Source organism: Rhizobium indigoferae (assembly GCF_034554815.1).
GTDB classification, from domain to species: Bacteria; Pseudomonadota; Alphaproteobacteria; order Rhizobiales; family Rhizobiaceae; genus Rhizobium; species Rhizobium leguminosarum.
Window position 1 is genome coordinate 222,340 of record NZ_CP140638.1, and the last position, 21,450, is coordinate 243,789.

The 21,450-nt window shown below is 60.3% G+C and carries 20 protein-coding genes; 5 read left to right on the forward strand and 15 right to left on the reverse strand.

Annotated elements, in window-relative coordinates; translation table 11 throughout:
* The first annotated feature begins 72 nt into the window (after positions 1–72).
* Positions 73–1,008 carry an alanine--tRNA ligase-related protein gene (locus U5G49_RS33605; protein ID WP_193445849.1) on the forward strand — a complete coding sequence of 312 codons (936 nt, stop codon included), beginning with the start codon at positions 73–75 and terminating at the stop codon, positions 1,006–1,008.
* 113 nt (positions 1,009–1,121) lie between these two features.
* On the opposite strand, the gene U5G49_RS33610 is transcribed toward U5G49_RS33605, so the two are convergent.
* The 5 genes from U5G49_RS33610 to U5G49_RS33630 form a co-directional block, all read right to left on the reverse strand.
* Positions 1,122–1,892, reverse strand: coding sequence for an ABC transporter permease (locus U5G49_RS33610; RefSeq protein WP_182564076.1), 771 nt, complete (start codon positions 1,890–1,892; stop codon positions 1,122–1,124).
* Positions 1,889–2,677, reverse strand: coding sequence for an ABC transporter ATP-binding protein (locus U5G49_RS33615; RefSeq protein WP_193445848.1), 789 nt, complete (start codon positions 2,675–2,677; stop codon positions 1,889–1,891). The genes U5G49_RS33610 and U5G49_RS33615 overlap by 4 nt, the downstream gene beginning before the upstream one ends.
* Positions 2,678–2,685: 8 nt before the next feature.
* Positions 2,686–3,732: an ABC transporter substrate-binding protein gene (locus tag U5G49_RS33620; RefSeq protein ID WP_193445847.1), complete on the reverse strand. Its 1,047-nt coding sequence runs from the start codon at positions 3,730–3,732 to the stop codon at positions 2,686–2,688.
* A 53-nt stretch (positions 3,733–3,785) separates the two neighbouring features.
* Positions 3,786–4,223 carry a VOC family protein gene (locus U5G49_RS33625; protein WP_131647722.1) on the reverse strand — a complete coding sequence of 146 codons (438 nt, stop codon included), beginning with the start codon at positions 4,221–4,223 and terminating at the stop codon, positions 3,786–3,788.
* A 108-nt stretch (positions 4,224–4,331) separates the two neighbouring features.
* Positions 4,332–5,195 carry a helix-turn-helix transcriptional regulator gene (locus U5G49_RS33630; protein ID WP_193445846.1) on the reverse strand — a complete coding sequence of 288 codons (864 nt, stop codon included), beginning with the start codon at positions 5,193–5,195 and terminating at the stop codon, positions 4,332–4,334.
* 366 nt (positions 5,196–5,561) lie between these two features.
* On the opposite strand from U5G49_RS33630, the gene U5G49_RS33635 reads away from it, so the two are divergent.
* The 4 genes from U5G49_RS33635 (at position 5,562) to U5G49_RS33650 (ending at position 10,200) form a co-directional block, all read left to right on the forward strand.
* A complete protein-coding gene (locus U5G49_RS33635) occupies positions 5,562–6,572 on the forward strand; it encodes a sugar ABC transporter substrate-binding protein (protein WP_193445845.1) in 1,011 nt (336 codons plus the stop codon).
* Between the two features lie 64 nt (positions 6,573–6,636).
* Positions 6,637–8,187: a sugar ABC transporter ATP-binding protein gene (locus tag U5G49_RS33640; protein ID WP_182564073.1), complete on the forward strand. Its 1,551-nt coding sequence runs from the start codon at positions 6,637–6,639 to the stop codon at positions 8,185–8,187.
* A complete protein-coding gene (locus U5G49_RS33645; protein WP_193445844.1) occupies positions 8,177–9,196 on the forward strand; it encodes an ABC transporter permease in 1,020 nt (339 codons plus the stop codon). Before U5G49_RS33640 ends, U5G49_RS33645 begins: the two co-directional genes overlap by 11 nt.
* A gap of 2 nt (positions 9,197–9,198) precedes the next feature.
* Positions 9,199–10,200 (forward strand): ABC transporter permease, encoded by a 1,002-nt coding sequence (locus tag U5G49_RS33650; protein WP_182564071.1) that lies wholly within the window; start codon positions 9,199–9,201, stop codon positions 10,198–10,200.
* 36 nt (positions 10,201–10,236) lie between these two features.
* On the opposite strand, the gene glpK is transcribed toward U5G49_RS33650, so the two are convergent.
* The 10 genes from glpK to U5G49_RS33700 form a co-directional block, all read right to left on the reverse strand.
* On the reverse strand, positions 10,237–11,739 hold the full coding sequence (gene glpK, locus U5G49_RS33655; protein ID WP_193445843.1) for a glycerol kinase GlpK: 1,503 nt from the start codon (positions 11,737–11,739) through the stop codon (positions 10,237–10,239).
* A gap of 150 nt (positions 11,740–11,889) precedes the next feature.
* On the reverse strand, positions 11,890–13,614 hold the full coding sequence (locus U5G49_RS33660) for an ABC transporter substrate-binding protein (protein ID WP_113542970.1): 1,725 nt from the start codon (positions 13,612–13,614) through the stop codon (positions 11,890–11,892).
* 81 nt (positions 13,615–13,695) lie between these two features.
* The gene (locus U5G49_RS33665) at positions 13,696–13,992 is read right to left on the reverse strand and encodes a DUF2160 domain-containing protein (protein WP_193445842.1); all 297 of its coding nucleotides are present in this window, start codon (positions 13,990–13,992) and stop codon (positions 13,696–13,698) included.
* Positions 13,992–14,903 carry a carbohydrate ABC transporter permease gene (locus tag U5G49_RS33670; protein WP_003552208.1) on the reverse strand — a complete coding sequence of 304 codons (912 nt, stop codon included), beginning with the start codon at positions 14,901–14,903 and terminating at the stop codon, positions 13,992–13,994. The genes U5G49_RS33665 and U5G49_RS33670 overlap by 1 nt, the downstream gene beginning before the upstream one ends.
* Position 14,904: 1 nt before the next feature.
* Complete coding sequence (locus U5G49_RS33675) at positions 14,905–15,771, reverse strand: carbohydrate ABC transporter permease (protein ID WP_003552206.1); 867 nt, start codon at positions 15,769–15,771, stop codon at positions 14,905–14,907.
* A 2-nt stretch (positions 15,772–15,773) separates the two neighbouring features.
* Positions 15,774–16,844, reverse strand: a complete 1,071-nt coding sequence (locus U5G49_RS33680) for an ABC transporter ATP-binding protein (protein ID WP_018246651.1) — start codon at positions 16,842–16,844, stop codon at positions 15,774–15,776.
* Positions 16,845–16,853: 9 nt separating this feature from the next.
* Complete coding sequence (locus tag U5G49_RS33685; RefSeq protein ID WP_193445841.1) at positions 16,854–17,933, reverse strand: ABC transporter ATP-binding protein; 1,080 nt, start codon at positions 17,931–17,933, stop codon at positions 16,854–16,856.
* A gap of 41 nt (positions 17,934–17,974) precedes the next feature.
* A complete protein-coding gene (gene glpD / locus U5G49_RS33690; RefSeq protein ID WP_193445840.1) occupies positions 17,975–19,489 on the reverse strand; it encodes a glycerol-3-phosphate dehydrogenase in 1,515 nt (504 codons plus the stop codon).
* A 119-nt stretch (positions 19,490–19,608) separates the two neighbouring features.
* Complete coding sequence (locus U5G49_RS33695) at positions 19,609–20,382, reverse strand: DeoR/GlpR family DNA-binding transcription regulator (RefSeq protein ID WP_112907954.1); 774 nt, start codon at positions 20,380–20,382, stop codon at positions 19,609–19,611.
* Between the two features lie 94 nt (positions 20,383–20,476).
* Positions 20,477–21,382, reverse strand: coding sequence for a DMT family transporter (locus U5G49_RS33700; RefSeq protein ID WP_193445839.1), 906 nt, complete (start codon positions 21,380–21,382; stop codon positions 20,477–20,479).
* Positions 21,383–21,450 lie beyond the last annotated feature (68 nt).

Consider the following 21,450-nt stretch of genomic DNA (forward strand, 5'->3'; position numbering starts at 1 on the left):
CCCTTTTCACTTGAGGTTATATTTAGTCTCAAGTGAGACAATGATCAATAGCGCCGATCCGACTTATCTCCGATGGCAGCGGATTGCCCTGCGCGCCGGAGACCTCTATATTTTTCGAAGCCACGAACAGCGAAGGAGGTTGCCTATGTCACCGCGGGACGCCTGATCCAGCAATATCAAGACTTCTGCCTGTCCAAGGGCATTGATTTCATACGCATCGAATCCGTACGGCCGCATGACGATACCACGCTCTTCTGCAGCGCTGGAATGCAGCAGTACAAGCCCCTCTTCTCAGATCCCTCCCATAGTGGAACCGTCGCAAACAGCCAGGCCTGCCTGCGCATGGGCGACCTCGACGAGGTCGGCGACGGAACTCATCTTCTCCATTTCACAATGCTCGGCCTTTTCTCCTTCAGGGAAATGACCGTCGGCAGCGCCATCGATTTCTGGCTCGAGTTTCTGGGAACGCTGGGGCTCGTGCCGGATCTTGTGACGATCCACCCCGCCCGCCTGGTGGAATGGGCACCGCTCTATGGCGGGCGTGTGCCCATCGTGCCGGATCCGGAATGCATGTGGAGCGATGGCAGCATCAGCGGATACTGCACCGAGTTCTACAAGGATGGCGTCGAGATCGGAAACATCGTCAATCCGCTTGGAAGCTGCATCGACGTCGGCTTCGGCCTCGAGCGTCTCGACATGATTGTCAACGGCACGCCGCAAGACGACGCGCTCGGGACACTGTGCGAGACGGTGATGACAATCGTGGAGAGCGGCTACCGGCCGGGCAACAAGGAGCAGGGATACGTCTTGCGAAAACTGCTCCGTCGCATCCACAAGATCGGCGGCACGCTTGATCATCCCTTCTTCACAGAAGAGGTCGAGCGCCAGAAGCGGCTGCGCGCCAAATATCTGCGTCTGCGTGATCGGCATCCCGAGATGAGTCCCGACTGGTGGTTCGACACTCACGGCATCGATCTCTCCGACATCCGGGAGACGATGGACGAGTAGCAAGGCGCAAGGCCTCCTGCAGAAAACAGCGGGAGGCCTTGCCATATCCTTGAAAGCGTTAGCGTTTCGGCCGCCTCCAGTTTGCCCAGGCGGCGTTCGTTCGTGCCGAGGTTTCAGCTTTGCCCCTGATGCAGCCGACGGAAAATCCGCTCGATCTGGGCAACAGCGGCAAAAAAGACGATGCCGGAGAAAGAGGCGAGCACGACGGCGGCAAAAAGCCTTTCCGCCTGATAGTTGAATGTCGACTGGATGATGACAGCACCCAGCCCCTGGTTCGAACCGATCCACTCTCCGACAATCGCGCCGATCACGCAAGTGGTTGCCGAAATGCGCAGCGACGCAAAGAGCAAGGGGGCGGACCGGGGGGCGCGCAGGCGCCAGAACGTCTCCCACCCGCTCGCCGAAAGCACATGCATCAGGTCAAGCTCGCTCGCAGTCGCCAGATTGAGGCCCCGGGCGGTGTTCACCAGGGTTGGGAAGAAGCAGATGAGAGCGGCGATGATGACCTTTGGCAGCATGCCGAGGCCGAAGATCAGGATGATGATCGGTGCGAGCGCCAGCACCGGGATGGTGTTGAAGAGCAGGACAACGGGAAAATAGGCGGCCTGGAAGCGCGGATTATAGACAAAGGCAACCGCCAGGATCACGGCGAGACTATTGCCCAGGAGGAAGCCGAGGCCCGCCTCGCCCCATGTCGGGATCGCATTCGACAAAAGGAAGCGCCATTCGATGCCAAGCGTGCGCAGGATCGCCAGCGGCGTTGGAACGATATAACCGGGAATACCGAGCGCCGGCACCAGCCATTGCCAGGCAAGGAGCAGCGAAAGAGCGCCGATAACAGGAAGGCCGATCGCCTCGGTGAATGACAACGGACGGTGCCTCATGCAGCTGAACTCCCCTGCTGCAGCAATTGGCGCAGATGGGCTGCGGTCTCCTGGACATCAAGGCTCTCGCGCCGACAGAGTCCACGCTCGTCTTTCAGCGGCGTAAGGTCGATCAGTGCCTGAACACGGCCCGGATTGGCCGCCAGGACCAGCACACGTCCGCCGAGATAGATCGCCTCGATGACGCTGTGGGTCACGAACAGGATGGTCGTGCCGGTTCGGCGCCAGACGTCTAGAAGCTCGTCGTTCAGTCGTTCGCGCGTGATCTCGTCGAGCGCACCGAAAGGTTCGTCCATGAGCAGGATATCCGGCTCGCATTGAAGCGCGCGCGCAATAGCGACACGCTGGCGCTGGCCCCCGGACAGTTGATGCGGATAGCGGTCGGCCAGATGCGACAGGCCGACCAGTTCGATCCAATGGTCGGGTCGCGGGTCGACCGATCGCGAGACGCTCTTCTTCCCCACCTGCAGCGGCAGCGCGACATTCTCCCTCACGGTCCGCCAGGGCAAGAGCGTTGCATCCTGAAAGACGAAGGCGACCTCGCGCCTCCGGCGCGCCTCCGACGCTGTCCGGCCGAGCACCGACAGCCGCCCGTCAAGCGGCGGAAGAAGATCCGCCACCGCACGCAGCAAGGTCGACTTGCCGCAGCCGGAAGGACCGAGAATGGTCAGAAACTCATCCCTGCCGACGCTGAGGTCGACGCCGGACAGAATGCGGGTCGTCTCGACAGCGCCGGCATAGCCGATAGCCAAATCCCTGGTTTCGATGGCCGCTGCTTCAGGCAAATTCGCTCTCACGCAATCTTCGGACGGTCGCCCGCCGTCATGTCGAGTATTTCAGTCGTATAGCAATCCTCCAGCTTCGGCGCGCCGCTCTTGAATTGGCCGATCTTGTCGTAGACGGAAATCTGCTCGGCAAGAGCGGCCGGATCGAAGCTGCCCCAGCCATCCTTGCCTGTTGTCGCATCGAAGCTCAGCGACAGGATGCGCGGCACCGTCTGCAGCTCCACGGCAAGATCGAGCTGCGGATAGGCCTCCACCGTCAATTTGACTGCCTCTTCAGGATGTTCATGCGTCCAGGCCCAGCCCTTGGCGACGGCACGCAGCACCTTTGCCAGTGTCTCGGCATGGCCGGTCACGGCATCGTCGGTGGCAAAATAGACGTTGGCGTAGGAGGGCAGGCCCGTGTCCTTCATCATCAGATCGATGCGATCCGGGCCGATGATGGAAAGGGCCTGCGTGTTGGTGATCCATCCGGTCACGGCATCGACCTGGCCGGTCATCAGCGGCGTCATGTCGAAGCCGATATTGGTGATGGTCAGGCTCGAGGGATCGATATTGTTCTTCAGCAGAATGGCATCAAGGACATAGCGGGCCGTCGGCTGGATGCCGATGCGCTTGCCGACCATATCCTTGACGGTGCGGATCGGCGCCTTGGGCAGCGAATAGAAGGCGAAAGGCGCCATGCGGAAACCGCAGGCGAAGATCTTGATCGGCACGCCGGATGACCTGGCAAGAAGAAGCTGGGCCGAATCCGAGAATTGGCCGAGCTGCGCATCACCCGTGATCACAGGCGGCACCGTTGCCGAATTGGGACCGCCTGGGGAAAACTCGACGTCGAGACCCTCGGACTCGAACAGGCCTTGCTTGACTGCGACGATATCGCCGATCTGTCCGTTGCTCATCAGCCAGTCATATTTGATGACGACCTTGGATGCGGCGGCATTCGATTGACGCGGCACGAACACGCTAATCCCTGCCGTCGCTGCAGCAAGGGCAAAGGCTCCGCCCTTCAGGACGGTACGCCTGCCGACCACGATTTGTTTGTCATCCCCGTTCATTTTCGTTGCCTTTCCCCTTGTTGGATTGTTGGACGCCCGGCCGATTGCGCTTGCTATTGCGGGTCGATGTCACCGATCGGGCCGCCTGCGGACCACGCATAGATTTCCCAGAGATTGTCGTCAGGATCGGCGAAATAGACGCATCGCGCGTTCCAGACATAGTCCTGCGGCGGCGCGTGGAAGAGCACGCCCGCAGCTTTCAGCTCCGCATAGGCGGCATCGACCTGCTCTGGCGAGGCGAGCTCAATGGCAGCGCAGGCCTTGTGCGCACCTGGAGGGGCGCGGCGGCTGGAGACGCCGGTATTCTCGGCGATATGTTCGATCTCCCACAGCGCCAGCGTCACGCCCGCCCCTTTGAAATCGGCAAAGCCCGGAGCCCGGCGGCGAGGTTTGAAGCCAAGCCGCTCGACATAGAAGGACGATGCTTTGTCGATATCCTCGACCAAAAAGCAGATGTCGGTAATCGGATTGGTTTGCGCAAAAGCGGTCATATGGGGCCTCCTGATCGGAAAAGCCTCGCAGACCGCAGCCTCAAGAGATTTCAAATTCGTGCGGTTATCTTTCGCAAAATTGCTGATTTGCCATCGGCGGGTGCTAGCTCAAAGACGGACCGAACGCTGGTATTCCTTCGGGGTCGCCCCCATCAGCCGGCGGAAAACGCTGGAGAAATGCGCCTGGCTGGAAAAGCCTGTGGCATAAGCGATGTTTGCGAGCGTCTCCTTGCCATCGGCGAGGTAAAGTCGCGCCCGCTCGATCCTGCGTTCGAGAACGAAGCGATGCGGTGCCATGCCGGCCGCCCGTTTGAATTCCCTGCTGAAGTGAAAGGGGCTCATATGGGCCACCCCGGCCAGCTCCTCCACACTCAGATCGGATTTGCCAAGCAGGTTCTCGATGTAATCGATCACACGTCTGAGATTGTCCGATGTCAGCGGACGATCGCCGACTTCAGGTTTGGCGCCCAGTAGCTTTACAACGCAGCAGGCGAGCGCCATCCCAAGATGCTGCATCAAAAGCGGGTCGTCGCGCCCGGTCTTCTCGGCGGCAAACGCAAGGGAGAGCGCGACCTGCAGCGTTGTCGGATCAGTCGTCGCGCTCAGCGCATCACTATCCCAATGCTCGGGATCGAAGCGAGAGCCGCCGATGCTGCTGTAGAGCGCAGGTGACTGGAAGATCGAGATATAATCCGCCGCATCGCCATCGACTTCAAGGACGGTGGCGGCCGGTTGAAATCCCAGGGTGAACGGCGGCCTCTCAACTTTGCGGAATGCCCCGCTTCCAAAACGATAGGCATATTTGCCGTGCGCCGTGCGGTTGATCGAAATTCTATGAAGGGAGCCCCTCGAAATCATTTGCCCCGCGGCGCTGCGATAGGTCTCGACGATCATGTCGCGTTGAACGAAGGCCTTGTAGCCTCCCAGAGATGGCCGGCTTATTGAGAAAATCTGCGGGTCGATATCGGGCATTGTTTCATTCTCCCTAACAGGGGAGAGGCAAGTTGCGCGCCAAGTGGAGCGAGGCTTCGCGCTGGATATCAACGTCGCAGCATAAAACCCGACGGTGCTCGTTAAATCCTGATTTTACGCCTGCTGTCGCGCCACACCGCACCACGACCTAGCAGGAGCTGACCCTCGGCAAATTTGGTCGCATGCGCAAGAATTATGCAATGCATGCTTCTTCTTGATTGGCCCGCTCGCGGGAAACCGCAGCCAGAAATGAGCGTTCGCTCCGCCCACTCTTTTCATCGGAGCGCGTCATTTTGGAAATTCCTTTCTCCCCATTCTCAGTAGTCTACTTAATTTATAGACATAACTGAATTGGAGAGAATGGTAATGAGCATCGAAAAGTCCGGAAGCGGTCTCGGAAGACGAGATCTGTTGAAACTGTCTGCCGCGGTCGGGGCCGTCGTCGCCGGTGCTGCGCTGGTCGGGCAGCAGCCAGTTTTTGCAGCCGAAGAGCTGTCACTGAAAGGCAAGCGCATCGCCATCAGCGCAACCGGCACCGACCACTTCTTCGACCTGCAGGCTTATAATGCCCAGATCGAGGAGGTAAAGCGCCTCGGTGGCGAGCCGATCGCCGTCGATGCCGGACGCAACGACGGCAAGCTGGTCTCGCAATTGCAGACGCTGATTGCCCAGAAGCCGGATGCGATCGTTCAAATCCTCGGCACGCTCAGCGTTATCGATCCCTGGCTGAAGAAGGCACGCGATGCGGGGATCCCGGTTCTGACCGTCGACGTCGGTTCGACCAATTCGATCAACAACACCACCTCCGACAACTGGGGCATCGGCAAGGACCTGGCGCTGCAGCTCGTTTCCGATATCGGCGGCGAAGGTAATATCGTCGTCTTCAACGGCTTCTACGGCGTAACCCCCTGCGCGATCCGCTACGACCAGTTGGTCAATGTCGTCAAATATTTCCCGAAGGTGAAAATCCTCCAGCCGGAACTGCGCGACGTCATCCCGAACACCGTGCAGGACGCCTTCACGCAGATCACGGCAATCCTCAACAAATATCCGGAAAAGGGTTCGATCAAGGCGATCTGGTCGGCCTGGGACATTCCGCAGCTTGGCGCGACCCAGGCTTTGGCGGCTGCCGGGCGCACCGAGATCCGCACCTACGGCGTCGACGGCAGCCCTGAGGTACTCCAGCTCATCGCCGATCCGAATTCTCCGGCCGGGGCCGATGTCGCCCAGCAGCCGGCAGAAATCGGCCGCACCGCCATCCGCAATGTCGCCAAGCTGCTCGCCGGCCAGACGCTGCCGCGCGAGACCTATGTTCCGGCACTGCTCGCCAACAAGACCAATGTCGGCGAAGTCACCAAGAAGCTCGGCATCGGCTGACATTGAACCCAAGCGATCCGGCCATGTCGGATCGCTCGGAATCTGCCCGCCCGGAGAGATCGACATGACGGCCATTTCATTGAAGCAGTCGGTGACGGCACGCGACGACATCATCCGCTTTGAAGGCATCGTCAAACACTTTGGCGGCGCGCAGGCGCTTGCCGGTGCGTCGTTGATCGTCAGGCGCGGTACCATCCACGGTCTCGTCGGTCAAAACGGCGCCGGCAAGTCGACGCTGATCAAGCTGCTGGCCGGTCTTCACCAGCCGGACGGCGGCAGGATCGAGATCGAAGGGCAAACTTTCGACAGGCTGACACCGCATCTTGCCGAAGAGCTCGGCATCCATTTCATTCACCAGGACCGGCTGCTGGTGCCGACTTTCACTGTCGGCGAAGCCCTGTACCTCGGCCGGGAACCCCGCATTGCGGGCACGCCGTTCCTCGACCGTCGACTGATGCAGCGCCGCGCGTCTGATATTCTCAACGACTATTTCGGTATCCGCTTGCCCAACGCCGCCTTGATCAGCGAATTGTCGACGGCCGAAAAACAGATCGTGCAAATCACCCGGGCCCTCCTCAATCAGCCGAAAGTGCTTGTCTTCGATGAGCCGACGGCCGCCTTGGTGCGCCGCGAGGCCGATATCCTCTTCCGGTTGATCCGCCGTCTGCGCGACGAAGGCGTCACCATTATTTATATCTCGCATTACCTCAACGAAATCGAAGAGCTCTGCGACCACGTCACCGTGCTGCGCAACGGGCTGGACGTCGCCTCCCTGCCGATCGGCGACACTTCGGCCGGTGCAATTGCCCGGCTGATGGTCGAGCGCGACATCAAGGAGATGTTCCCGAAGCCGCAAGTGACGCCGGGTGAGGAAATCCTCGAGGTCGAGCAGCTGTCGGCGCCGGGGAAATATAGCGACGTGAGTTTCACGCTTCGCCGCGGCGAGGTGCTCGGCCTCACAGGCCTGCTCGGCTCCGGCGCCAAGGAATTGGTCCGCACGCTCTTCGGTCTGGAGACCCCGGCTTCCGGCCATATCGAGATCAGCGGCAACACCACCCGTTTCACCAATCCCACCCAGGCAGCCGGTCGCGAGATCGCCCTGGTGCCGGAAGACCGGCGTCGCCACGGCGTCGCGCTCGACCTCAGCGTCGCGGAAAATATCAGCCTTTCGAGCCTTGGCCGCTTCACGCGTTTCGGCTTTCTCGATCGCAGACGCGAACAGAGAGAAGCCGACGCACTGATTACGCGGCTGCAGGTGAAGACCAATGGGCGTGATGCCCTGCTGCGCACGCTTTCGGGCGGCAACCAGCAGAAGATCGCCATCGCCAAGTGGCTGAGCCGCCGTTCCGAGGTCTATCTCCTCGATGAGCCGACGGTCGGCGTCGATATCGGCTCCAAGGTCGAGATCTATACGCTGATCGGCGAACTCGCGTCGCGCGGCGCCGGCGTCATCGTGCTGTCTTCAGATCTGCCCGAACTCATCGGCATCACCGATCGCATCCTGGTGCTCTTCCGCGGCCGCGTGGTGCGGGAATTCATATCGTCGGAGACCACGGCGGATGCGGTGCTGGCCCAATCGACCGGATCATCCGAGGGACATCGCCATGTCGGCTGAAGTGGAATTCGCGCCTTCCGGTTTTTCCGCTGTGGAACCGCCTCCCCGCCCGGCCGGCAATATTGCGGCTGCGGCATTGCGCTTCGGATCGCTGATCGCTTTCGCCGCCATCCTGATCATCTTCTCGCTGACCGCACCCTATTTCCTCAGCATCGGTAATATCGGCAATGTACTTGGTCAATCGGCCATCTCTGGTGTGCTTGCCATTGGCTTGACGATCGTGCTGATCGCCGGCGGTTCCAATGTCGTCACCGGTGGCATCGACCTGTCGCTCGCTGCCAATATGGGTCTCAGCGCCGCCGTCTATGCGAGCCTGACGCAGCTAGGCTACGGCGATGCGACGGCGATTGCCGCGACAATCTTGACCGGCGCCCTGATCGGCACGGTCAATGCCATTGCTGTCGTCTATGCCGGCATCGTGCCGCTGCTGGCCACTCTCGCCGTCATGAATGTTGTCGCCGGCCTGGAGTTGGTGCTGACCGGCAATACAGTCCTGCCGGCCTCGACACCTTTCCTGTCGGTGCTCTCCGCCTCGGATCCTTTCGGCATCCCGGTTCTTGCCTACTTGCTCCTCGGCTTCACGGCGATCACCACGGCGATCGTGCAATATACGCCGCTCGGCCTGCGTCTCTACGCCGTCGGTGAGTTCCCGGATGCGGCGCGTGCCGCCGGTCTGCCGCTTCGCCGGCTGCTGGCCGGCGCCTTCGTCGCCAGCGGCGTCTCCGGCGGCATCGCCGGCATCCTGTCGGTTTCCTATCTGAGCGGCAGCACGACCGGCGCCGGCGAGATGCTGTTGCCCGTCGTCGTGACGGCCCTGCTCGGCTCGGTCTTTTCGCGCCGCCTGGTTCCGACGGTCACCGGGACGCTGCTTTCGGCTCTTTTGGTCGGCTTCCTGGTCAACGGTTTCCAATTGCTGAACATTTCGAGCACGCTGGTCAGCGGCGTCCAGGGCGTTCTCATCCTCATCGTTGTTTCCGCGACCACGCTGCTGCGCCGACAGGAGGCCTGACCATGTCGCTCCAGACCCCTCCCCCCGCCGCCATCGGCCTGCCGCGTCTTATCGTCGGCGGCCTGGTGCGCTATGGCTTGATCCTCGCCCTGGTTGCGGTGTTTGCCGCCTTTTCCGTGGCAACGCCGACATTCCTGACGCCTGCGAACCTGCAGAGCATCCTCGTCAACAATTTCACGCTGCTTGCCATCGTCTCCATCGCCATGACCTTCGCCGTCGCGTCGGGCGGCATCGATCTTTCGGTGGGAACGGCGATGGATTTTGCCAGCTTCGCCTTCGTTTCGCTCGTGCTCGCCGGGCAGCCGGTGGCAGTCGCCGCACTCGCGGGACTGGCCGCCGGCGCGTTCGTCGGCGCCTTCAACGCGCTGCTGATTTCAGGGATCGGCGTGTCGCCGTTCCTCGCCACGCTCGGCACGCTCTTCATCGGCCGCAGCGTGCAGCAGCTGCTGACCAATGGCGGCAATCCGGTCTATCTGCCGCCGAATGGTGTGCCGGAAGCCTTCCGTTTTCTCGGCCACGGCACGATTGCCGGCTTTCCGGTGCCGCTTGCCGCTGCCATCGTCGTCATCGCAGCTGCTGCCATTGTTTTTGCCCGCACACGTTTCGGCCGCGTCATCCTGTCGATCGGCATCCAACCGGGCGTCGTGCGCTATTCCGGCATCGCCGCGCCGGCCCATGTTGCGGTGACGTTCATCCTGGTCGGGTTGATCGCGGCAATCGCCGGCCTGATCCTGACCGCAACCGTCACCACCTACATCCCCTCGTCGGGCAATGCCTTCTTGCTGAATGCCATCGGCGCGACCTTCATCGGCACGACGCTCAGCCCACTCGGACGGCCGAATGTCGGCGGGACCGTACTCGGCGCCCTGCTGCTCAGCATCGTCGCCAATGGCCTGCTGCTGACCGATCTGAACTTCTATTGGCAGCAGGTCGGTACGGGCACGCTGATCTTCGCCGTGCTCGCTCTGAGCTTTATCAACAGAAAGGCTGCCGGCGCCTTGTGAACGTAACCGCCATTGCGGTCGTATCGGGGAACTGTTCTACCCCGCTGAAGCGTCGGAAATCATCCTGGATACAGCATTCTTCCAGCCGATGATCTTGGTCTGCCGCTCGGTCTCATCCATCGAAGGGCTGAAGCGGCGGTCGCAGGCCCAGGCCTGCGCAAACTCCCACTTGCCTGGCCAGATGCCGGCTTTCGAGCCCGCAAGCCAGGCTGCGCCCAGCGCCGTCGTCTCGCGGATCGCCGCGCGGTCGACAGGGTTTCCGGTCATGTCGGCCAGGCATTGCATCGTCCAATCCGAAGCCGCCATACCGCCATCGACGCGCAGTACCGTTTCCAGCTGGCTGACGCCCCAGTCCTTCTTCATCGCCACCAACAAATCGAGCGTCTGGTAGGCGACGGATTCGAGCACGGCGCGGGCGAATTCCGCCGGTCCACTGTTTCGCGTCAGACCGAAGATGGCGCCGCGCGCAGCCGGATCCCAATAGGGGGCGCCGAGGCCGGTGAAGGCTGGGACGATATAGACCTGCTGTCCGGGATCGGCCTTGGCGGCAAGCACCCCTGCCTCGGATGCCTGACCGATGACGCCGAGGCCGTCGCGCAGCCACTGCACGGCGGCACCGGCGATGAAGATCGAGCCTTCGAGCGCATAGGTCGTTTCGCCGTCAAGCCGATAGGCGATCGTCGTCAGCATCCGGTTGGAGGAGGAAACACGATCCCGGCCGGTGTTCAACAGGGCAAAGCAGCCGGTGCCGTAGGTGGATTTCATCATGCCGGGCTCGAAGCAGGCATTGCCCATCGCCGCCGCCTGCTGGTCGCCGGCGACCCCGAGGATCGGAAGTTCCGCGCCGAACAGGGTCTTGTCGACGCGGCCGAAATCATCGGCGCATTCCCTGACTTCAGGAAGCATGGCGGCCGGAATGCGGAGAATGCCGAGAAGCTCCTCGTCCCAGGCACCGTCGTCGATATTATAGAGCAGCGTCCTCGATGCATTTGTCGCATCGGTAGCATGCACGCGGCCACCCGTCAGATTGTAGATCAGCCAGCTGTCGATCGTGCCGAAGCAGACGTCGCCCGCCTCCGCCTTCTCACGCAGGCCGTCGACATTGTCGAGCAGCCAACGCAGCTTCGTTCCTGAGAAATAAGGGTCGAGCAGCAGGCCGGTCTTGGCGCTGAACAGCTTCTCATATCCATCGGCCTTCAGGCTCTCGCACATTTCGGCCGTGCGCCTGTCCTGCCAGACGATCGCGCGGTGAAGCGGTGTCCCGGACCTGCGATCCCAGACGACCGCGGTCTCTCGCTGATTAGTAATGCCGATCGCGGCAATGTCGGCGGCATCAATACCGGCATCGGCAACCGCCTTGCGCACGGTATCGATGACGGATCGCCAGATCTCAGTGGCGTCGTGCTCCACCCATCCGGGTTGCGGATAATATTGGGTGATCTCCGCCTGCGCCGAGCCGGCCATTTTCATGTCGCCATCGAAGATGATCGCGCGCGACGATGTCGTGCCCTGGTCGATCGAAAGAATATAGCCGCTCATATCCGTCTCCGGCTCGCACGAAACCGCTCCGCCCGGTAAGCAGAGCAGACGCGGAGGTTTCATGAGAGAAAGATTGTGGGTGCCACCGGCTTGCTGCCGGTGGCGGGAAGTGATGGCCGGAAGCCTCGTTGCCTCCGGCCGAGGTCCGCCTTACTTCGACTGCCAGCTCTTGACGAGTTCGTCGTAGTTGACAGTGACCGGCTTTTCCTTCTCGTTCTCGATCTTCAGCTGCGGTGCAAGGTTGCCCTTCTTCACCGCATCCGCGTTCCAATAGGCGAGATCCTGCTCCTCGGCGAGTTTCGGGCCGATATCGCCCTGGACGCCCGATTTCTCGATGCGACCCATGACCTTTTCCTGCTCGCCGCAAAGAGAATCCATGGCTTCCTGCGGTGTCTTGGCGCCGGCAGCGGCGTCACCGATAGCCTGCCACCAAAGCTGAGCCAGCTTCGGATAGTCGGGAACGTTCGTGCCGGTCGGCGACCACTGGACGCGAGCCGGCGAGCGATAGAACTCGATCAGGCCGCCGAGCTTGGGAGCACGCTCCGTAAAGCTCTTGTCGCGAATGGTGGATTCGCGGATGAAGGTGAGACCGAGCTGGCTCTTCTTCACGTCAACCGTCTTGGAGGTCACGAACTGTGCGTAGAGCCACGCGGCTTTTGCACGGTCCGTCGGGGTCGATTTCATCAGCGTCCAGGAACCGACGTCCTGATAGCCAAGCTTCATGCCGTCTTTCCAGTAAACGCCATGCGGGCTCGGTGCCATGCGCCATTTCGGCGTACCGTCCTCATTCATAACAGGCAGGCCAGGCTTGACCATGTCTGCGGTAAACGCCGTGTACCAGAAGATCTGCTGCGCGACGTTACCCTGTGCCGGCACCGGACCGGATTCCGAGAAGGTCATGCCCTGAGCTTCCGGCGGTGCGTACGCCTTCAACCAATCGAGATACTTCTGGATCGAATAGACCGATGCAGGGCCGTTGGTATCGCCGCCACGCGCGACGCACGAACCGACGGGACGCGAATTCTCGTCAACCTTGATACCCCATTCATCGACCGGAAGACCGTTCGGCAGGCCCTTGTCGCCGTTGCCAGCCATCGACAGCCAGGCATCGGTGAAGCGCCAACCGAGCGACGGGTCCTTCTTGCCGTAGTCCATATGGCCGAAAACCTTCTTGCCGTTGACGTCACGGCCGGTAAAGAATTCGGCAATGTCCTCATAGGCCGACCAGTTGACCGGAACGCCCAGATCGTAGCCGTATTTCGCCTTGAAATCGGCCTTGTTCTTCTCGTCGTTGAACCAGTCGTAACGGAACCAGTAGAGGTTGGCGAACTGCTGGTCGGGAAGCTGGTAGAGCTTCTTGTCAGGCGCTGTCGTGAACTTGGTGCCGATGAAGTCGTCGATATCGAGGCCAGGGTTGGTAACGTCCTTGCCTTCGCCGGCCATCCAGTCGGTCAGGTTGCGCACCTGCTGATAGCGCCAGTGGGTACCGATCAAATCGGAGTCGTTGACCCAACCGTCATACAGGTTCTGCCCGGTCTGCATCTGTGTCTGGATCTTCTCGACGACGTCACCCTCTTGAATGACGTCGTGCGTGACCTTTATCCCGGTAATCGCAGTAAAGGCCGGAGCCAGAACCTCGGACTCATACTTGTGGGTGGTCAAGGTTTCCGAAACAACCTTGATGTCCATCCCCTGAAAAGGCTTCGCAGCATCGATGAACCATTGCATTTCCTTTTCCTGGTCGGCGCGAGAGAGCGTCGACACGTCGCCGATCTCTTTGTCCAGAAAAGTCTTTGCCTCGTCCATGCCGGCATAGGCCGACCCGGTCATGGCCAGCAGCACGGCTGCTGTCGTCGTCAATAAATGCCTTCGCATGATATCCTCCCAGGGTTTTGCGATTGCAGTCTTCACGTCTCAGGCGGCCAGAAAAACCCCGGCCATCTGCATCAGTTTGCCTCACACGTAACGGAATACGCCGACGGCGTAGACAACGGAGAGAGCGAGAGCCCACCAGAGGCTTGATCCCGCGAGACCAAGCCAGGCAAGATGGATAAAGGCGCTGCCGAGCAGCGAAAGGAAAAGCCGGTCACCGCGCGTCGTCTCGAAGCGCAGGATTCCGATCCGCGGGTTGCCGCCCGGCACGGCATACTCCCAAACCCCCATGCCGATCAGCAGCAATGCGATAACGATGAAGAACGCGGCCGTCGGCCAGGTCCATGCCATCCATGAAAATTCGGGAAGCGAAAAGCCCATCAAACCCTCCCCAGGGCGAAGCCCTTGGCGATGTAATTGCGCACAAACCAGATCACCAGCGCCCCTGGGATCAAGGTCAGAACACCCGCGGCGGCGAGCAAGCCCCAATCCATGCCGGATGCGGAGACGGTACGGGTCATGGTGGCAGCGATCGGCTTCGCGTCGGTCGTCGTCAGCGTTCGTGCGATCAGCAACTCGACCCAAGAGAACATGAAGCAGAAGAAGCAGGCGACACCTATGCCGCTCGCAATCAGCGGCGTGAAGATCTTCAGGAAAAAGCGCGGGAACGAATAGCCATCGATATAGGCCGTTTCGTCGATTTCCTTCGGCACACCGGACATGAAGCCTTCAAGGATCCAGACCGCAAGCGGCACGTTGAAGAGGCAATGCGCCAATGCCACGGCGATGTGCGTATCGATCAGTCCAAAGGCTGAGTAGAGCTGGAAGAACGGCAGGGCAAAGACCGCCGGCGGCGCCATCCGGTTCGTCAGCAACCAGAAGAAAAGATGCTTGTCACCAAGGAACCGATAACGGGAAAAGGCATAGGCCGCCGGCAGCGCGGCTGCCACCGAGATCACCATGTTGATCACGACATAGGTGATTGAATTGATGTAGCCGGAATACCACGCCTTCTCCGTGAAGATCGTCACGTAATTGGCGATCGTCGGGTTATGAGGATAAAGCGTCAGAGAATTGACGATTTCCGCATTGGTCTTGAAGCTCATATTGACGAGCCAATAGATCGGCAGCAGGAGCACGATGATATAGATCGTCGGAACCAGCCACCACCAGCGCGATTCCTCGCCGCGCCGGCGCATCAGACGGCTGACTTCATCGGAGGAGAGACCGCTTGCGACACTAGTAACGCCTGAGATTTTTCGGCTCGCTGTCGTTTCGTTGGAGGCGCTCATTTCAATTCTCCGCGTCGTGGCTTGTCATGACGGTGTAGAACACCCACGAAAGCAGCAGGATGATCAGGAAATAGATCAGCGACATGGCAGCGGCCGGACCGAGGTCAAACTGTCCGAGGGCGGTCTTGACCAGATCGATCGACAGGAAAGTGGTCGCGTTGCCGGGACCGCCGCCCGTGACGACAAAAGGCTCGGTGTAGATCATGAAACTATCCATGAAACGCAGCAGCACGGCGATCAGTAGAACGCGTTTCATCTTTGGCAGCTGGATATAGCGGAATACGGCCCAACGAGACGCACCGTCGATCTTGGCTGCCTGATAGAAAGCATCCGGAATGGAAACGAGGCCTGCATAGCAGAGCAAGACGACTAGGCTCGTCCAGTGCCAGACGTCCATGATGATGATCGTCACCCAGGCGTCGAGCGGATCCTGCACATAGTTGTAATCGATGCCGATGGCATTGAGGGAATAGCCGAACAAACCAATGTCGTTGCGGCCGAACACCTGCCAGATCGTGCCGACAACGTTCCACGGGATCAGCAGTGGTAGCGCCATCAGAACCAGGCACACCGGCACGCCGATGCCCGATTTCGGCATGTTGAGCGCAATGAAGATACCGAGCGGGATCTCAAGAGCGAGAATGATCAACGAAAAAATGAGATTTCGCTGCAGGGCGGCCCAGAAACGGTCGGAATGCAGGATTTCGGTAAACCAGTCCGTTCCGTTCCAGAAGAACTGGTTGTTTCCGAAAGTGTCCTGAACGGAATAGTTCACAACCGTCATCAAGGGAATGACGGCCGAGAATGCCACCAGCACGAGGACCGGCAGGACCAGAAACCACGCTTTGTTGTTCCAGGTTTTTTCCATGATCAAGCCTCCGGTCCGGCGCGCCAAGAGTCGGCATAGATACTGATACCCGACGGCTCGAAGGTCACCCGGGGATCAGCCGGAATGTCCCCGTCTTCAGGGACGACGATCGCGATCGGCTGGCCGGCAAACTGCGCGCGGACGATCTTCTGCCGGCCGATATCTTCCACCTTGCTGACGGTCACAGGCATGCCCTCGCGGCCGACCCGGATAAACTCGGGCCGTATTCCAAGCTCTACCTTGGCCGCTGCCGACGTCTTTGGCGCATAGTCGAGCGTCAGAGCGTGCTCGCCGACCCGAACCGTGCGGCCTTCCACCTTGGCTGGCATGAAGTTCATGCCTGGAGAACCGATGAAGTAGCCGACGAAGGTATGGCTCGGACGCTCGAAAAGCTCGGCCGGCGTGCCGATCTGCACGATCTCGCCATCGTACATCACCACGACTTTGTCGGCGAAGGTCAGCGCCTCCGTCTGGTCATGCGTGACATAGACCATCGTAAAACCGAACTGCTTATGCAGCCGCTTCAGCTGCGACCGCAGCACCCATTTCATATGCGGATCGATAACAGTGAGCGGCTCGTCGAAGAGAATCGCGTTCACATCCGAGCGCACGAGGCCGCGGCCGAGCGAAATCTTCTGCTTTTGGTCCGCCGTCAAACCGCGCGCGCGACGCTTGGCCCAGTCTGCAAGATCAATCATCTCCAATATTTCACGGACACGACGATCAACATCAGGCTCCGCGACTCCGCGGTTGCGCAAGGGGAAAGCCAGATTGTCATAGACGGTCATCGTGTCGTAGATGACCGGAAACTGGAATACCTGCGCAATATTTCGCTGCTGCGTCGGCAGGTTCGTAACATCCTGTCCGTCGAAGAGAATTCGCCCTTCGGACGGCTGAATAAGGCCGGAAATGATATTGAGCAGCGAGGTCTTTCCGCAGCCTGAAGGTCCGAGCAGCGCATAGGCGCCGCCATCGTTCCACTCGTGGTGCACTTCCTTGAGAGCGTAGTCCTTCTCGCTCTTCGGGTTCGGCCCATAGGCATGTCGAATATGATCGAGGGTGATACGTGCCATGATCTTCTCCTAGCCCCTCTGCGTGGCAGTGGTGATCGCCCGGCCGTCCGCGCCGAACGCCATCAGGTGGCGCGTATCGATGAAAACGGAGAGATCCGTGTCCGGGTCGACATTGTGGATGCCGTGCGCAAGCATCACCCAGCGGGTGTCGGCAAATTGCAGATGCACGAAACTTTCCGACCCGGTGATCTCCGAAATCTGTGTCCGCGCTGTCAGCCGCGCCGAATCAGCCGTCTGGGCGGTTGGTGCAAGATGATGGGGGTGAAACGCGATCGTTGCCGGCCCGTTCGGCACATTCTGAAGATGCGGCGGCACGGCAAAAATCAGAATGCCATCGCGCAGGAAGTTGCCTTCCGATTTGACCAGATCGATAAAATTCAGCGGCGGATCGGCAAAGGTTTTCGCCGTCGTCAGATCGAGCGGATGGCGATAGACCTCGACCGTCGGGCCGAACTGCGTGATCCGGCCCTCGCTGAGCGCTGCCGTATTGCCGCCCAGCAACAAGGCTTCGGAAGGTTCCGTCGTGGCATAGACGAAGATTGCGCCGGACTGCGCGAAGATCCGCGGCAATTCCTGCCGCAGTTCCTCACGAAGCTTGTAGTCGAGGTTGGCAAGCGGCTCGTCCATCAAAACTAGGCTCGCATTCTTCACGAGCGCACGGGCAAGCGCCGTGCGCTGCTGCTGGCCGCCCGAGAGGTTGAGCGGCGTGCGATCGAGATAAGGACCGAGTTTCAGAAGTTCGGCCGCCTTGCGCACCTCCAGATCGATGGCCTTGGCATCCTTGCCGGCAATCCGCAGCGGCGAGGCAATATTCTCGTAGACCGTCAATGCCGGATAATTGATGAATTGCTGGTAGACCATAGCGATGTTGCGCTTCTGGACGGGCATACCTGTCACGTCAGCGCCATCAAAATGGATCGTACCGGTTGTCGGCCGATCAAGGCCGGCCATCAGACGCATCAACGAGGTCTTGCCCGACAAGGTCGGCCCAAGCAGAACGTTCAGCGTTCCTCTTTCAAAAGCAAGATCGGTCGGGTGGATATGATAGTCTCCTCCCACCATCTTTGCGGCCTTCCGCAGTTCCAGCATTCCTGTTCCCGTGCCTCCACGCAGCGGGGACCACACGCCGCCTATCCGACCATCGCCGGTATGGCAGCCATGTACTCCTCCAGTGACTGAGCCTGCTCCTTCGAAAGGCGCAGACCATCCTTTGTTCTCCTCCACAGCACGTCTTCGGCGTGCCGGGCCCATTCATGTTCAACGAGATAGGTAACCTCTGCCTCGTAGAGATCGCCGCCGAACAGCCGTCCGAGATCGTCGATGCCGCGGGCATCGCCGAGCAGCGCCTCGGCCCTGGTGCCATAGCGGCGCACCAGGCGGCGGGCATGCTGATCGGCGAGGAACTGATAACGCCGCTTCAGCTTGTCAACTTGTGCCTCATAGCCCCGAACCGGGAAGTCGCCGCCCGGCAGATGGCTTTTGGCCGTCCATGGGGCACCCTTGGCGCCGATCGCAGCGCCGATCTTCTCCAGCGCGTGTTCGGAAAGCCGGCGATAGGTAGTGAGCTTGCCGCCGAAGACGTTGAGTAGCGGCGCGGCCGTACCTTCGCCTTCCAGCTTCAGTACATAGTCGCGCGTCGCTTCCTGAGCCTTGGAGGCGCCGTCGTCATAAAGCGGCCTGACCGCTGAATAGGTCCAGACGATATCCTCCGGCCTGACGGGCTCCTTAAAATATTCCGACGCAGCATTGCAGAGGTAGACGGTCTCCTCCTCGGAGATCCGGACATCCCGCGGATCGGCGGTATAATCGCGATCCGTGGTGCCAATCAGGGTGAAGTCGCCCTCGTAGGGGATGGCGAAGATGATGCGGTTATCGGGGTTCTGGAAGAAATAGGCTCTCACATCGTCGAATTTCTTCTTCACGACGATATGGCTGCCCTGGACGAGGCGGACATGATGGGCTTCGTTCTGGCCGAAGGCGGAACGGATAACATGGTCGACCCAGGGACCGGCGGCATTGACCAGCATCCTGGCCTGATGGCTGTCATTTCGGCCGGTGATGGTATCGGTGGTTTCGACATGCCACAGGCCATTCTCGCGCCTCGCCGACACCACTTTGGTGCGCGGCATGATGGTTGCCCCTTTGTCGGCGGCATCGCGGGCGTTCAGTACCACCATGCGGGCATCGTCGACCCAGCCGTCGGAATATTCGAAGGCCTTGGCAAAAAGCGCTTTCAGCGGTTTGCCGGCCGGATCGCTGCGCATGTCGAGAACGGATGTCGGCGGCAGCAGCTTGCGGCCGCCGAGATGGTCGTAGAGGAAGAGGCCGAGCCGGATCAGCCAGGCCGGACGGATCCCGCCCTTGTGGTAGGGCAACACGAAACGCAGCGGCCAAATGATGTGCGGCGCCATCGCCCAGAGGATCTCGCGCTCCATCAGCGATTCACGCACCAGACGAAACTCGTAATGCTCGAGGTAACGCAGGCCGCCATGGATTAGCTTGGTGGCGCCTGACGACGTACCCGAGGCGAAATCGTTCATCTCCGCCAGTGCCACCGAATAGCCACGCCCAACAGCGTCGCGCGCGATGCCGCAGCCGTTGATGCCACCCCCGATGACGAATATGTCGTGAATATTTCGGCCCAATTCCCCCTCCGAGCCCGCTGTCGATTTCGCATCGCACAAAATTTGCGCAATTGCGAAAGTGACATCAGTTAAAACGAAAGAGATACGAATGTCAAACGAATGTTTGCGCAGATCCCCATCTAACGGGATTGGCCATTCGTTTCGATCAGTTTCACATTGTTTTCGAGGCAGAGATTGCGGATCGACGGCACCGGACAGTGGTCGGTGATGAAGGTATGAACCTGGGAAAGCTGGCCGATCCTGACCGGTGCGGTGCGTTCGAACTTCGTCGAATCGGCTACGAGAATGACATGTCGGGCATTGGCGATGATTGCTTGAGCGACCTTCACTTCGCGAAAATCATAATCGAGAAGCGCGCCGTCTATGTCGATCGCGGAAGCGCCGATCACAGCGTAATCGACCTTGAACTGGCGGATGAAATCGACGGCCGCCTCGCCGACGATCCCGCCGTCCGAACCGCGCACGACCCCGCCGGCAATGACGACCTCGATTGCTGGAAAAAGGCGTAACCTATTGGCAACATTGATATTATTAGTGATAACCATCAGCTCGTGATGGTTGGCGAGCGCCTCGCCCACCGCCTCGGTCGTTGTTCCGATATTGATGAAGAGCGAGGCACCGCTGGGGATGAGCTCGACGGCCGCAATGCCGATTGCCTGTTTCTCGGAAGCGGCGATCTGCCGGCGCGCCTCGTATTTGACGTTCTCCGTCCCGCTCGGAAATGTTGCGCCGCCATGGATGCGTGTCAGTACCTGCGCATCACAGAGATCGTTCAGATCCTTGCGGATTGTCTGCGGCGTCACCGAAAAGCGGGAGGCGAGCTCCTCGACCAGAACCCTGCCGCTCGATTTTGCAATTGCGACGATTTCAATTTGCCGGTCGGTCAAGAACATGGGGCGCCTTTCGATCTGCTTTCGTTTTAAAGAAAGCGAACGGCGGCGCAATGCCTAACTGTTGCCAAGCCGCCTTCACAGCCCGAATTTGGCGCTATCGCTTCCGCATCACGTTGACGACCAGCACGCCGAGGATCGCCATGACGCCACCGATTGCGCCGAGCGCCGTCGGCGTTTCGCCCAGCCAGACGAAACCGATCAGCGTCGCGACCGGCGGAACGCCATAGAGGAAATTCGAAGCTCGGGCGGCCGTCAGCCGCTTCAGCGCGATCGCCCAGGTGAGGTAGCCGATCACGGTCGGGAAGATGACGAGATAGGCAACGCCCCAGTTCACCTCTGCCGGTGCTGCGGCCAGCGCCTGGATCGTCGCCGGAACGGCCGGAACCAGCGGCACGGAACCGATGAGCAGGATCCAGGCGGTGACGGCAAGCGCCGGCAGCCGCCCGAGCAGCGGCTTCTGCAGCACGCTGGCGATCGCCGAGCAAAGTGCTGCGCCCAGAATGAGGACGGCATTCGGATCGAGCTTGAAACCGTCATCGGAGGCGACCGCAATCAGCGCCACGCCTCCAAAGGAAACCGCGGTGCCCGCCCAGCCCCAGCCGCCGAAGCGCTCGCCAAGCGCGAATGTGGCGATCAGGGCGGTGAAGACGGGCATCGTGTTGATGATGAAACTTGCCGGTCCTGCCGCAACGGTCTGCTCGCCAGTGTTCAGCAGCACCGCATAGGCGGCGATAAAAAGCACAGCGGCTACCGAGAGGCGGAAAAAATCGCGTTTTTCCGGCATCGGCCGATCGATGACGAGATAGACGAGGGCGATGACGCCGGCTGCCACATAACGCGCCGTTGCCAGTTCGATCGGCGTCAGGGGTCCGAGGCAGATGCGGATCACCACGAAAGAGGAAGCCCAGAAGAGGATGGTGACGAGGATCGCCGCAAAGGCCACCAGATCGAACCGTCCTTGCTGTTTCGTCGAAACCGGTGCGCTTGCCGCCATGCTCATTTTCGCCTCCGTAAGTTCCTGCGACAATGGATTAGGCCTTCGATCCGTGCTTGAAAAGCATCGCAATC

What these genes read in the sequence shown, in the direction of transcription:
- U5G49_RS33620 (WP_193445847.1), bottom strand. Translation starts at nt 3,732, where the DNA reads ATGAACGGGGATGACAAACAAATCGTGGTCGGCAGGCGTACCGTCCTG.
- U5G49_RS33645 (WP_193445844.1), top strand. Translation starts at nt 8,177, where the DNA reads ATGTCGGCTGAAGTGGAATTCGCGCCTTCCGGTTTTTCCGCTGTGGAA.
- U5G49_RS33625 (WP_131647722.1), bottom strand. Translation starts at nt 4,223, where the DNA reads ATGACCGCTTTTGCGCAAACCAATCCGATTACCGACATCTGCTTTTTG.
- U5G49_RS33610 (WP_182564076.1), bottom strand. Translation starts at nt 1,892, where the DNA reads ATGAGGCACCGTCCGTTGTCATTCACCGAGGCGATCGGCCTTCCTGTT.
- U5G49_RS33680 (WP_018246651.1), bottom strand. Translation starts at nt 16,844, where the DNA reads ATGGCACGTATCACCCTCGATCATATTCGACATGCCTATGGGCCGAAC.
- U5G49_RS33640 (WP_182564073.1), top strand. Translation starts at nt 6,637, where the DNA reads ATGACGGCCATTTCATTGAAGCAGTCGGTGACGGCACGCGACGACATC.
- U5G49_RS33665 (WP_193445842.1), bottom strand. Translation starts at nt 13,992, where the DNA reads ATGGGCTTTTCGCTTCCCGAATTTTCATGGATGGCATGGACCTGGCCG.
- U5G49_RS33695 (WP_112907954.1), bottom strand. Translation starts at nt 20,382, where the DNA reads ATGTTCTTGACCGACCGGCAAATTGAAATCGTCGCAATTGCAAAATCG.
- glpK (WP_193445843.1), bottom strand. Translation starts at nt 11,739, where the DNA reads ATGAGCGGCTATATTCTTTCGATCGACCAGGGCACGACATCGTCGCGC.
- U5G49_RS33675 (WP_003552206.1), bottom strand. Translation starts at nt 15,771, where the DNA reads ATGGAAAAAACCTGGAACAACAAAGCGTGGTTTCTGGTCCTGCCGGTC.
- U5G49_RS33670 (WP_003552208.1), bottom strand. Translation starts at nt 14,903, where the DNA reads ATGAGCGCCTCCAACGAAACGACAGCGAGCCGAAAAATCTCAGGCGTT.
- U5G49_RS33605 (WP_193445849.1), top strand. Translation starts at nt 73, where the DNA reads ATGGCAGCGGATTGCCCTGCGCGCCGGAGACCTCTATATTTTTCGAAG.
- U5G49_RS33685 (WP_193445841.1), bottom strand. Translation starts at nt 17,933, where the DNA reads ATGCTGGAACTGCGGAAGGCCGCAAAGATGGTGGGAGGAGACTATCAT.
- U5G49_RS33635 (WP_193445845.1), top strand. Translation starts at nt 5,562, where the DNA reads ATGAGCATCGAAAAGTCCGGAAGCGGTCTCGGAAGACGAGATCTGTTG.
- U5G49_RS33700 (WP_193445839.1), bottom strand. Translation starts at nt 21,382, where the DNA reads ATGAGCATGGCGGCAAGCGCACCGGTTTCGACGAAACAGCAAGGACGG.
- U5G49_RS33650 (WP_182564071.1), top strand. Translation starts at nt 9,199, where the DNA reads ATGTCGCTCCAGACCCCTCCCCCCGCCGCCATCGGCCTGCCGCGTCTT.
- U5G49_RS33660 (WP_113542970.1), bottom strand. Translation starts at nt 13,614, where the DNA reads ATGCGAAGGCATTTATTGACGACGACAGCAGCCGTGCTGCTGGCCATG.
- U5G49_RS33630 (WP_193445846.1), bottom strand. Translation starts at nt 5,195, where the DNA reads ATGCCCGATATCGACCCGCAGATTTTCTCAATAAGCCGGCCATCTCTG.